Annotated in this window: 14 protein-coding genes; 10 read left to right on the forward strand and 4 right to left on the reverse strand. The window is 37.9% G+C overall.

Going from position 1 to position 12,000, the window contains the following annotated elements:
- Nucleotides 1-38: 38 nt before the first annotated feature.
- The gene (locus EHQ62_RS17885) at nt 39-2,015 is read left to right on the forward strand and encodes a 7TM diverse intracellular signaling domain-containing protein (RefSeq protein ID WP_135645361.1); all 1,977 of its coding nucleotides are present in this window, start codon (nt 39-41) and stop codon (nt 2,013-2,015) included.
- Between the two features lie 21 nt (nt 2,016-2,036).
- Here the strand turns inward: EHQ62_RS17885 and EHQ62_RS17890 are convergent, their stop codons facing one another.
- Nucleotides 2,037-3,713, reverse strand: a complete 1,677-nt coding sequence (locus EHQ62_RS17890; RefSeq protein WP_135645363.1) for a Na/Pi cotransporter family protein — start codon at nt 3,711-3,713, stop codon at nt 2,037-2,039.
- Between the two features lie 94 nt (nt 3,714-3,807).
- Here EHQ62_RS17890 and EHQ62_RS17895 point away from each other — a divergent pair, with 94 nt between their 5' ends.
- The 3 genes from EHQ62_RS17895 to EHQ62_RS18625 all read left to right on the forward strand — a co-directional run bounded on the left by EHQ62_RS17895 (nt 3,808) and on the right by EHQ62_RS18625 (nt 5,042).
- Nucleotides 3,808-4,299: an FKBP-type peptidyl-prolyl cis-trans isomerase gene (locus tag EHQ62_RS17895; RefSeq protein WP_135645365.1), complete on the forward strand. Its 492-nt coding sequence runs from the start codon at nt 3,808-3,810 to the stop codon at nt 4,297-4,299.
- Between the two features lie 256 nt (nt 4,300-4,555).
- A complete protein-coding gene (locus EHQ62_RS17900; protein ID WP_039928132.1) occupies nt 4,556-4,819 on the forward strand; it encodes an RNA recognition motif domain-containing protein in 264 nt (87 codons plus the stop codon).
- Between the two features lie 82 nt (nt 4,820-4,901).
- Nucleotides 4,902-5,042, forward strand: a complete 141-nt coding sequence (locus EHQ62_RS18625; RefSeq protein WP_167482903.1) for a hypothetical protein — start codon at nt 4,902-4,904, stop codon at nt 5,040-5,042.
- 18 nt (nt 5,043-5,060) lie between these two features.
- Here the strand turns inward: EHQ62_RS18625 and EHQ62_RS17905 are convergent, their stop codons facing one another.
- Entirely contained in the window at nt 5,061-5,501 is a 441-nt protein-coding gene (locus EHQ62_RS17905) for an ATP-binding protein (RefSeq protein WP_135645367.1), read from the reverse strand.
- A 162-nt stretch (nt 5,502-5,663) separates the two neighbouring features.
- Here EHQ62_RS17905 and EHQ62_RS17910 point away from each other — a divergent pair, with 162 nt between their 5' ends.
- The 6 genes from EHQ62_RS17910 to EHQ62_RS17935 all read left to right on the forward strand — a co-directional run bounded on the left by EHQ62_RS17910 (nt 5,664) and on the right by EHQ62_RS17935 (nt 10,672).
- The gene (locus tag EHQ62_RS17910) at nt 5,664-5,996 is read left to right on the forward strand and encodes a DUF2878 family protein (protein WP_208720725.1); all 333 of its coding nucleotides are present in this window, start codon (nt 5,664-5,666) and stop codon (nt 5,994-5,996) included.
- Between the two features lie 119 nt (nt 5,997-6,115).
- Nucleotides 6,116-7,504 (forward strand): class II fumarate hydratase, encoded by a 1,389-nt coding sequence (gene fumC, locus EHQ62_RS17915; protein WP_135645371.1) that lies wholly within the window; start codon nt 6,116-6,118, stop codon nt 7,502-7,504.
- 355 nt (nt 7,505-7,859) lie between these two features.
- Complete coding sequence (locus EHQ62_RS17920; protein WP_135645373.1) at nt 7,860-8,681, forward strand: hypothetical protein; 822 nt, start codon at nt 7,860-7,862, stop codon at nt 8,679-8,681.
- Nucleotides 8,682-8,831: 150 nt separating this feature from the next.
- Nucleotides 8,832-9,698 carry an AraC family transcriptional regulator gene (locus EHQ62_RS17925; protein ID WP_135645375.1) on the forward strand — a complete coding sequence of 289 codons (867 nt, stop codon included), beginning with the start codon at nt 8,832-8,834 and terminating at the stop codon, nt 9,696-9,698.
- A 178-nt stretch (nt 9,699-9,876) separates the two neighbouring features.
- Nucleotides 9,877-10,281: a hypothetical protein gene (locus tag EHQ62_RS17930; RefSeq protein ID WP_135645377.1), complete on the forward strand. Its 405-nt coding sequence runs from the start codon at nt 9,877-9,879 to the stop codon at nt 10,279-10,281.
- Complete coding sequence (locus EHQ62_RS17935) at nt 10,250-10,672, forward strand: hypothetical protein (protein WP_135645379.1); 423 nt, start codon at nt 10,250-10,252, stop codon at nt 10,670-10,672. The genes EHQ62_RS17930 and EHQ62_RS17935 overlap by 32 nt, the downstream gene beginning before the upstream one ends.
- Nucleotides 10,673-10,718: 46 nt before the next feature.
- On the opposite strand, the gene EHQ62_RS17940 is transcribed toward EHQ62_RS17935, so the two are convergent.
- Both EHQ62_RS17940 and tsaA read right to left on the reverse strand, forming a co-directional pair.
- Entirely contained in the window at nt 10,719-11,447 is a 729-nt protein-coding gene (locus EHQ62_RS17940) for a class I SAM-dependent methyltransferase (protein WP_135645381.1), read from the reverse strand.
- Between the two features lie 5 nt (nt 11,448-11,452).
- Nucleotides 11,453-11,908 (reverse strand): tRNA (N6-threonylcarbamoyladenosine(37)-N6)-methyltransferase TrmO, encoded by a 456-nt coding sequence (gene tsaA / locus EHQ62_RS17945; protein ID WP_135645383.1) that lies wholly within the window; start codon nt 11,906-11,908, stop codon nt 11,453-11,455.
- Nucleotides 11,909-12,000 lie beyond the last annotated feature (92 nt).

Below are 12,000 nucleotides of genomic sequence, written 5' to 3' on the forward strand. Positions count from 1 at the left end.
AAAGGAAGGTTCACGTCTTATACTAGTGGCCTTCCTGTATGAAACAGACCCTTACAATCATTCTGTTATGTCTCTTTCATACCATGTTAGGAGCGGAAGAGAAACTCTGCCCCAAAGTCGATACATTTCCGATTTCAACCAACCAAGGAAAACCCTTTGACGTATCTCCTAGGCTTGCTTTCCTTTCCGTTGACGAACCGATAAACACATTTCCAGAAATTCTCAACCAATTCAAAACCAACCAAGTTGCTTTAGCAAACGGTGTGATCCCAAATTTTGGAAATACGGCAAAACAGTTTTGGTTTTGTTTTGTCCTGCATAATGATGTAAATCACAACAAACGGACAATCAGCTTTATCAAATACCCTCTTTTAGATGAGGTGCAATTTTACGCATTACGCGAGTCAGGTGAAATCAAACAAAACATCCAAGGGAGACGTTTCCCGTTTCAAAATCGTGACAAGGATTATCGAGGATTTAGTTTTGCAACAGAACTTTTACCAAGTGAAACAGTAACGTATTTTGTCGGAATCAAAACGGATAGTTCTGTATCTGTTCCACTTATGGTAGCGGAGGAAAAACATTTTGATTCCTATGAATCTTTGGATACTCTTATGCAAGGGATGTTTTTTGGCATTGTCTGTGTAATGAGTTTATACAATTTATTTGTTTATTTTATGGTAAAAGACAAAGCGTATCTCTATTATGTAAATTACCTCATTCTTGCTGCAATTCTATTCCAACTTTCACTCCAAGGCCTTTTACCAGTTTTATTTTTTCCCGACTCACCTGAGTTAGTTTACAATGCCCATAATTTTCTGTACTTTTTATTTTTACTTTCTTGTTTTCCGATGAGCATCACCTTTATGAATTTAAAGGAAAATGCTCCTTTTTTGTACAAAGGATTTATGGGCCTTTCCGTCATTCCGATGGTTTGTTTGGCCCTATTGCCATTTCTACCTTACCGACCGTTAAACCAATTCGGAGATTCACTTTCTTCTTTTCTGGCATTTTATGCCCTTTTCGTCTCCTATTATGTTTCCTTTGTCAAAAAATTCCCACCGGCAAGGTTTTATTTTTTTGGGTATTTTATGCTCATCGTCGGTGGCCTCACAACCGTACTCAAGTACATGGGATTTTTCCCCGTGAATGTTTTTACGGAAAATGCCTTCCAAGCTGCAATGGCATTGGAAGTGTTACTGATGGCGTTTGGACTTGGTGACCGAATTTCTGTTGTCCAAAAAGAAAAAGAAAGGATCCAACTCAAAGCCGAAATCAACAAACAAAAGTTAATTGCCTATGGCAAAGAACTTAAACTCGCACAAAAACTCCAAGAATCAACCTTACCCCAAATCCTTCCCAAATTCCCTGGCCTATCGATCAAAACTGGTTATTTTCCGGCCTCTCTGGTTGGAGGTGATTTTTATGATTTAACCGTTTATGGAAAACAACAAATCTGTGGCCTCATCGCTGATGTTACAGGGCATGGAGTCCCCGCAGCAATCGAAGCAGCGATGTTAAAAATTGCCTATATGCAAACCTTGGCTTTTGCAAATAAACCAGGTAAAGTTTTAGAAAGCATCAACCAAGCTCTCGCAGGCAATTATAAAAATCAGTTTTTAACAGCCAGCGCTATCTTTATTGATTTAGAACAAAAAGTATTAAAAGTGGCCAATGCAGGCCACCCCGCCTTATACAAATTCAACGATGAGTCAAAATCAATTGATGTGATCCGACCAAAGGGAAAATTGATTGGTTATTCCAAAGAAGGATTGTATTCGGAAGAGGTTCATTCCATTCGGAAAGGTGATAAATTATTATTATTTACCGATGGGATTTGGGACCTCTGGGAAAATGGGGACTCAGGGGAAGAAGCACTGCTCGCGTGGTTACTCCAACGTAAAGGAGAATCCGTTGAATCTTTGTATGGTGGGATCGACGAACACATCCGCCTGCGTAACAAAGAAGGTCCCGCAGACGATGATATTACTTTTATTCTATTTGAAATAACCTAAATGATTCTCCAAAGATGCGGACTATACGTCCGCATAAATGGCTGCATTGAGTAACCTAGAAATATTATCTAAGTTTCTGGAAATATCACGGTATAAAAGAGCAGGCAACAGATTCTCTTTTTTCTGGTACTTTTTCTTCTTCACCTTTGATTCATTCTTTTTGATGGAACGAATCATTTGGAAACGATACTCACGACTTTGGTTACGAACTTGTGGGTTTCCGAGGATATCAAAGGTTTCACTTTGTTCCAAGTTCACAAGTAGGATATCGTAGTGGTGTTTGAGTAAATCCATTTGGTCTTTCACAGAATTTGAAAAGTTTTTATCAAAGGAAATTTTTTGTCTGTGAGACTTACGAATTTTTCTCGCAATGGATGCAAAATTGTCACCCATCTCTTCCACAGCTTTCACCCTTTCCATAATCCCTAACACATCTTTTGCGTAGTTACCAGTAATTCCTGATTCCTGGACTTGGTTGAGGTAGGTCAATACTTCTGTTCGAACCTGGTCAAGTTCCTCTTCTTTTTTCAGGACTTGGCCTATCCTTGCTGCATCATAAGGTTGGAGTAAAATTTGTTCTGTGAGTCTTAAAAAATCATATGTATCTCGAATGATTTTTTTGGTAAACTCAACAAGTTCTACCATTGCAAGTTCTGTGGTTTTCACAGTTCCTGCTTGCAACAAACGAATGCTATCTTTGTCTTTTCCAGTTTTGGAAGCAAGACCGTCTACGATTGTACTCACCACTTTGGAGATTGTATTCACAAACCAAATGAGGATGAGTGTGTTTGCCACATTGAACATAGTGTGGAACAATGAAATATGAAACCTTGTGGATTCTTTATCTGTGAGTGGATCACCAGGTATTAAATCATCTACAATCCCAGTAAAAACTTTAAAAAAGAGAAGGGCCCAAATCACACCAAACACGTTGAACAAGGTGTGCGCAAGTGCCGCTTTCTTGGCGTTTCGATTCCCGGGGATCGCAGCTAAATTTGCTGTGATTGTCGTTCCAATGTTTTCACCAAGGATCATACCATAAGCCGCATCAATCGGGATGTAACCAGAAAAAGCGAGTGTGATGGTAATCGTCGTCGATGCTGACGATGATTGAACGATGATGGTGAGTAAAGCTCCAATCAATACAAACAACAAAACCGAATTAAAACCCATGTTTGTGTATTGTTGTAAAAAGAGAAAACTCTCTGGGTCTTTCGCACTATCAGGTACGGATGTTTTAAGATAATCCAAACCCAAAAACAAAAATCCAAATCCGATGAGGAAACTGCCCCAACCAGAACGACTTTCTTTTCTTGAGAAATGAAGGATGACCCCACAAGCAATCGCAGGTAAGGCAAACGAAGCAATGTTGAATTTGAAACCTAAAAAGGACACAATCCATGCTGTGATTGTGGTTCCAATGTTGGCTCCCATGATCACACCGATGGCCTGTGCAAGAGAGATAAGTCCCGCATTGACAAACCCGACAACAAGGACGGTGGTTGCCGAACTGGATTGGATGGTAGAAGTAATGAACAATCCGCTGAACACAGCAGACACACGATTTCGTGTCATGGACGAAAGAAAGGAACGAAGCCTATCTCCTGCGACACGTTGTAAGGACTCACTGAGTAATTTCATCCCATAGATGAAAACCCCGAGCCCACCTAAAACTTGAATGAGTAACGGCCAATTCATAGATATTGATATTTCCAGGGTTCAATTTCTTTGATTACAATTTGGTACCAACCTTTTATTCGGTTGCAGTATTTTTTTCCGTATGTAGAGTGTAATGAATATGTCAAAAACCATCAGCAAAGGAATGGTTGTAGGATTTTCCTATCACCTAAAGAACGCCCAGGGAGAGACTCTGGACCAATCAGACGAACCGCTATTATACCTCCACGGCTGGCAAAATATCATCCCTGGATTGGAAAAAGAACTGGAAGGTCTTGTGAATGGGGACTCCAAAAATGTCACTGTACCACCTGAAGAAGGTTATGGGACATATAACGAAGCTCTTATTTTCCAAGTTCCCAAAACAGAACTCCCTGCCGAAGCAGAACTCGAAGTGGGAATGGAATTCCAAACCGACACACCAGAAGGTAGAATGATTCTATACCTCCAAGAAGTTCGTGACGCGGATGTCATTTTGAACGGCAATCACCCGTTAGCTGGAGAAACCCTTCATTTTGATGTCACCATCAAATCCATTCGTGAAGCCACAGAAGAAGAAAAACAACACGGACACGTACATGGACCTGGTGGACACCACCACCACTAAAAACGAAATCCTTCGTTATTTTCCCTCTGGGTCTTCTTTCAGATTGCTTTTTTTAGAAAGGGTAATTACACTGACAGAAGATTCAGAGTATTGTTGATTTTCACCGCCGAAGTAGTCCTTTCAAGCTTGCACGCTGGTAGCTTTCCCAAGTTTTTCCCTGCATTTTTCTGGAGTTCTTACCCAAAATCCCTTTTAGGGTCCCGACGATTGTAAATCTAGAATTCCCGAGTCAACTTTAACAAACAGGACAAAAACTATGTCAGTAAACATTTACGTTGGCAACCTCTCTTACGATATGACTGAAGGTAAACTCAGTGAGCTTTTCGGAGCACACGGAGCAGTGACTTCTGCAAAAATCATCACTGACCAGTACTCTGGTCGTTCTAAAGGTTTCGGATTCATCGAAATGAAAGATGGAAAAGAAGCTGATAACGCGATCAAAGATCTTAACGGAAAAAACGTACTCAACCGTGAGATGAAAGTAAACATCGCAAAACCTAAGACAAACAACTGGAGATAATCCAAGTTTGTTGAAAGACCGTCGCTTGACTTTATGTTAGGTGGCGGTTTTTTTTTGCCTTCCAGAATTTTTATTTCGATTTTTGATTCAACTCTCTTCAACTTCTCTAAACCAAATCGGTGTGAAAGTAGGTATGAAACTCGAAATCATCACTTTTGGCAATCGAATCGTGATCATTCCGATTGAACCAATCAAATGTTCCACAATCATCATCTCTTTATAAACATCCTAGCCTAATTCATTACAAAACCACTTTAAACTTTGCCTTCATCTTCTCTATATGTTCCTCTGGAATTTGATGAACGTTTTTTCCTCCATGCCTATTTTCCACAGTGACAACGAAACATAGATACCCAAAGGTTTTCGCCAAATCTTCGTAAGGTTTCATTTCCCATTCTATTGTAAACGTGTTATCAACGATGACAAAGGGAATCCCTTTTTCTAAAGCATCTTTTGTTTTGGATTCACATTCTTTGTAAGCCAAATGGTTTTTCGTGTAATCAAAATGATACTCTCCCTTTTCATTTTCAAAATAGGAATCGATAGATAAAATAGGGGCCCCATTGGATTTTGAAATTTCTTTGGCAAGTGTGGTTTTACCAGAGCCAGGAATCCCTCGTAAAAGGAGTAGTGTTTTTTGTTTCGGTAAAGTATTCGAAGCGGCTATCTGATCTGTCTCCATAACTTCCAAAGAATTTTCTTCCCACAGGGAATTCCCAGTTTTTTTTCTTGGGAAAAAACTGAGAAAACTCTCGCAAGGAAAACGAAGATTTGAAAGAATTGTGAGAGTTAAAAGGAGTCATTTGTGTCATACGAAGCGTATAAATTAATCCATATATTCGGAATGTATCTTTTATTTTTTTCATTGGGTGGAGTAACCCTTTATTCAATCAATGGGGGAAAAAAGTCAGAGAACAAATTCAAAGCCTTTGTTGCCATCTTTCATGGTGTTGGGTTGGTTTTGTTATTTGTTGCAGGTTTTGGACTCATGAAGTTCCGCGACATCTCTCACTCTGCACTCCCAGTTTGGATCATCGCAAAGATTCTCATCTGGCTTGCGTTTGGTGGACTTCTCACTTTGGCTTATAAAAATCAGAAAGCAGCAAAAGTCCTATGGTTTGTATTCCCTCTTTTGGGACTACTTGCAGCTTACTTAGCGTTTTACCAACCAAGTTAATTTTTTTTAAAACTTCTCAGTGGGAAACCACTGGGAAGTTGTCCATCGGCATCCAAATTTTCCTTTCATTGAAACCATCAATTTTTACCTGATCAGAGTCCAACCATAGGAAACAAAATATGGAAATCAAAAAAACTCGTTTGGAAACCGACTCCATGGGAGAAATCGAAGTTGGATCTTCTCGTTATTGGGGAGCACAAACCGAGCGTTCCTTACATTACTTTCAAATCGGAAAAGACCAATTTCCAAGAGAAATGATTCGTGCTTTAGGCATCGTCAAAAAATCGTCTGCGATCACCAATGCAGAGCTTGGCCTACTTGAAGAATCCAAAAAAAACCTAATCCTAAAGGCAGCAGATGAAGTCATTGGTGGCTTGTTAGATGACCATTTCCCGTTATCAGTTTGGCAAACTGGATCGGGTACTCAAACCAATATGAATGCCAATGAAGTGATTGCCAACCGAGCAAACGAATTAGCTGGAAGTGCACTTGGATCCAAATTCCCTATACATCCCAATGATGATGTCAACAAAGGACAAAGTTCCAATGATGTATTCCCAACCGCAATGCACATCGCTACTGCAGAATCGATTCAGAAAAACCTCATCCCAAATCTCAAACTCCTTCATTCAATCCTAACGAATAAGGCAAACCAATTCAAAGGCATTATCAAAATTGGAAGGACTCATTTACAAGATGCCACTCCTTTGACATTAGGCCAGGAATTTTCTGGGTATGCCGAGCAGTTGTCCTATAGCCTTGATCGAATCAGTCAAGTCCTACCATCCGTTTACAGACTGGCATTAGGTGGGACTGCAGTGGGAACAGGACTCAACACTCATTCAAATTTTCCTGTCAAAGTCGCCTATGCCATAGCACAGGAAACAGGAATTCCTTTTATCACTGCTCCAAATAAATTTGAAGCTCTTGCCGCCAATGATTCGTTAGTGGAAGTGAGTGGCGCTCTAAAAACCATCGCCAGTTCTCTCTTGAAGATCGCAAATGATATCCGTTGGTTGTCTTCTGGTCCGAGGTCAGGGATCGGTGAGATTCGCATTCCAGAGAATGAACCTGGGTCATCCATCATGCCTGGAAAAGTGAATCCGACCCAGTCGGAAGCACTCACCATGGTCTGCGCACAAGTGATTGGCAATGATGTAGCGGTCACGATTGGTGGAGCTTCGGGAAATTTTGAATTGAATGTATTCAAACCACTCATCATTTTCAATGTTCTCAATTCGATAAGACTATTAGCCGATGCAAGTCGTTCCTTTGCGATCCATTGTGTCGAAGGAATAGAACCAAATTTGGAAAAAATCAAAACCAATTTGGAAAACTCACTGATGCTTGTGACTGCCCTTAACCCACACATTGGATATGACAAGGCGGCAAAGATCGCAAAGCTGGCTTATGCTGAAAACTTAACATTAAAAGAAGCAGGGATCAAACTTGGTTTATTAACAGCAGAAGAATTTGACAAATGGGTCAACCCAAAAGATATGATATAAGCTAATATATCGTCAATCTGATTCACTTTCAATGAAAAGTATCTTCATTCTTAAAAAGAATTTATTATATATGAATCGTTCAATACGTTTTACTTGGAGAAATGTTCTACTGATCCTTGTCTTTGTCTTTCAAATCCAATTATTAAGTCAGACAAACGATAATAAACTTGAATCGGAAACAACGATTCCTAAGGAAATACAAAATAAAAATGTAGAGCAAAACGAAGATTCACATCAACGTTATGGTTTTTTATACTCAAGGCGAAAAGGGGGACCGAATTTTTTTGCTTTGTATCCTTCTTTGACATTTCAAAGTCAAAGCTTACAAATCAGGTCTCCTATTGGATCTGCATCAATGGATCATAAAAATCCTCTCCCGGTCATTCCAAGTATCGAAATAAAATCCAAATCCTACCATATGGGATCCCATTGGGGTTTCATCTTTCATGCTAGGTCATATGAATTTGAATACAATGCCCAGATAGTCGAAACTCAAAGTATTGTGAGTGATTCAAATGAAAGTGGAAGTAACTCCAAGAACAGCGCAAGTTTTTCAACGAAAGATTTAGGAAGTAGAATTCGGGGTCGATACCAACATGCTTTTCCGGCAATTTACATTGGAGCCAAAGGGGAGGACAGGGCAAAACTTGGATTTGGTGTAGGACCTTCCGAAGCAGTTATATCAGGAACTGCAAATTTTTATAACTCAGTCAATCCTGTAATATTTCAGGCACAGTCGCTCGATCGAAGTACATTTCTCAATCGAGTGGCTTTATCACAAATGATTTTAGGCGCTGATCCGAGTTTAGATCCATTGCGAACATATTTTTTAGCGAATATAAACGAAGGTAAAAATTTAGAACATCTAGGTGTGTACATGGCCGCAAAAGGAGAAATAGGCACCCCAAATTTCAATGTGGTCACAATAGCTCAAATTCAGTATTTAAACAACACGGGAAATTTTACACCATTAGAAATTTTAACTCTTTTGAGTCTAAATAATGGCGCCTATTCGAATCGTTTGAGATCAAATGCTACCTGGGTAGTATTTTACGAATATCCTGGAGAATACTTTACATTCCAATTGCAAGTGACCTCTCCTTTATATTACTCTGGATTCAATCGTTTTAGATTTAGTTTTATTGATTTTTCAATTCAAGTACCCATTGAATTTTGAATCGAATCACTCTGTTTTAATAACAAGTTATTTTGTCAAATTTAGTTTTGCCTGATTTAACTTTATATTTCTTTGGTTCGATTCTTAGAGCAGAACGAACCAAACTCCAAATTTCTTAAACTAATCATTACGAGTCGTAACCCTGAAAAAATGAAATCAAAAACTTCAAACAATGATACGATTCAGAAACTAAAAAAATCCAGAAGGTTTATTGAAGACCATTATTCTGAATCGATTGGATTAGAAGAAATATCCAATTCTGCCCACTTATCCTTGTTTCATTTCCATCGAATGTTCAAGTCATATTTTGAAATGACTTGCATTGACTATTTAATACAAGTTCGATTGGAAAAAAGCCTTCAACTTTTGGTATATTCCAAAAAATCAATTTCCGAAATTAGTTTTGAAGTTGGATTTCCAAATACAGAAACATACATCCGTAATTTTAAAAAATTATATAAAACAACACCGGGTATGTATCGAAAAAATACAACCGATCACTTTGAGAATCTAAAACCATTGGAATTACAAAGAGAAAAGGCAGTCTTTCAAAATCCATTTCAAATGATCAAAAATATGGATTCTTTTCCGATCGCAATCATGCGGACTGATGCAAAGGATAAAATATTTGCAAAAACCCTTCATAGGCTATTAGATAAAACAATTTCTCTAGGCGTGTACAACCATGAAATTTGTTTTTATGGCCGAAGTTTGGACCCACCAAAATTACCACATTCCAAATTGGAACGATGGGAGTTAGGTGTCAAAGTTCCCAAAGAAAAACGAAACAAACTTCCTTTCCCTTTGGAAGTTGTCACTTGGAAAAAAGGAAGATACCTTGTAATCAATCATCGTGGCACTGCAAAAGAATTGGAGGCAACGTATATGAAAGCCTATCAATACATCATTCATTCACCATTCCCGATCGCAAATGATCCATGTTGGGAAGTGTACAAAAAAATTCCACCTTTCCACCAAAACACAGAAATTGATATTTTTTTCCGATTGGAAGAATAGCAAGAATCGTCAATTGGTTCTTTGTTTTCTCCTGTAAACTAATACTGTGGAGGCAAAAATGAAACCTATGTTTTGGATTTTCATTGTATTCGTTTTAATTTCGATTCTGTGGGGTTTCAATCAAATCCCCAAAAAGAGAGTCTTGAAAAAGGAATACCATTTCGAGAAGGCACCGAGTATGGTCTGGAAACAAATTCGTGATATTGTTGGGCAAAAAAAATGGCGATCAGATATCACAGAAATAGCAATACTTTCCGTAGAACCTGAAATTTGGAAGGAAACAAATAGCAATGGTTACGAAACAGTCTTCCAAACGATTGAAATTTCTGAACCAGTCAAATGGGTGATCCAAGTGAAAGAACCGAGTTACATCCAAGCAACCTGGAAAGGAATCTTAATTCCAAAAGACAGGGGAACAACCGTAATCTTTGAAGAATCAATTGAAATCAATTCATTTCCTTATCGAATTTTATCGTATCTATTTTTCGATTTGGAGAAACTAATGTTTACGTATTTAAAAGATCTTAGTAATGCTTTGGAGGAACCTTGGGATGAAAGAAAAGTCAAAACAACCATGGAATGATAAACTTACGAAAAAAGCAGTTCCGAAAGTAAAACATATTGAGAAACAATTTTCGGACATTGAGGCAGACTCAGATATGTTAGTTGCAACTCCTAAAATCTTTGAAGAATATCTGAACCGAATTCCAAAAGGTAAGTTCATTGATACGAAACAAATTCGCAAAGACCTGGCAAAGAAATTTAAGGCAGATGCAACTTGCCCGGTGACAACGGGCCTATTCCTTCGAATTGTTGCCGAATCAGCTTATGAAAAATTTCAAAATGGAACCAAACCTTCTCAGTTAACACCTTTTTGGCGAGCCATTTCACCAAATTCAACCCTTGCCAAAAAACTAAGTTTTGGAAAAGAGTTTTTGGTTGAGATGCAAAAAAAAGAAGGAATTGAATTTTGAATCAGGAAATATTTTGGCAGTTCCATATTAACTTGGGACTGCTAAATTACTTAGTTGCGATAATAAAATTCATTCTCTGGAAAACTTCTGATACAATTATAAGAAATCCAATTTCTTTTAAATAATTCTGAATGATGGGTAAAGTAGTTCGAACTTTTCGATAAGAACTAACACTCATTTGCCATTCCCCTTTTATTTTTTCATACAATAAATCAGTGACCAAAATATTTTTGTCTGAAAAATCAAGTATACAAGTATGAATCCGATTTTCATCAGATTTTACTGGGATAAATCGTTCATTATCTTGGAGAGTTTTAGAATAATCTCGAAAGGATAAAATAATTTTACCTCCAGGTAATAAACTTGAATAACATTGTTTCATCCATTCTTTGATTTCTTCAAACGATTCCAAATGTGATATTGTGTCACCACAACAAAGGATTAATTCCGGATTGATGTCTTTCCATAATGCGAAATTTGTGATCTCACCATCAATGATTTGAATTGGCAAATCACTTTTCTTTATATTTTGATTTAATTCATTCAGCAATTGAGGATTGAAATCAATAGCTGTTACATGATAACCCAATTCTGCAAGAGGGATTGATTGGATTCCATTCCCCGCTCCCATATCAATAGCCTTTTGATTCAATTTTGGAGTTACACTTTGCCTGATTAAAAACGACTTAAATTCTTCTGATTTTTTCTCCCAGTCACCTAACATCCAAGTATAAAAATTACCTAAATGTGATTCGTAATGTTTTTTAACTGTCATACCAATTACCAATAATGTTTCATGAGGTCTGTTGCCCATCTAGGCTGCCGAATGGGAGACTGAGGTTCGAAGTCTCGGAATACTGGTTTTATGTCTAAAACGGGTGTACCTTCTATGGCGTCCAAATATTTTACAATCAATCGTTTTCCGACTACTTTTAATAATTCTACTGTGCAAATTCCTAATTGATTGGGACGATCCTTTTTTCTCTGAGCAAATATGCCTACTTTTGGATAATTTGGGTTTCCTCGTGGATGATTTTCATAAACAATTTCAGAGGGTTTTACCTTATCAAAATAATATAAAATTTCTAAATGAGAAAAGGAATCGATCCCTTGTAACGAGTGAATAGGAACTTCTTCCGTCAATACAATTTCGCTAATGACATCAGACCAATTGTCATCAATTGGTTCTGTCCTAGAATTCTTTACAAAAGCAATGGGTTTTAATTCAATCTTCATAAATTTCAAAGTCCCTAAAACCAAATAGTATTTTTGAATGGAATTTTACAGCAAAAAAATAGTAAACGAGTATAACATCCGCTAGATTGAAT

This window comes from Leptospira jelokensis, from assembly GCF_004769635.1.
In the GTDB taxonomy this organism is placed as follows: Bacteria; Spirochaetota; Leptospiria; order Leptospirales; family Leptospiraceae; genus Leptospira_A; species Leptospira_A jelokensis.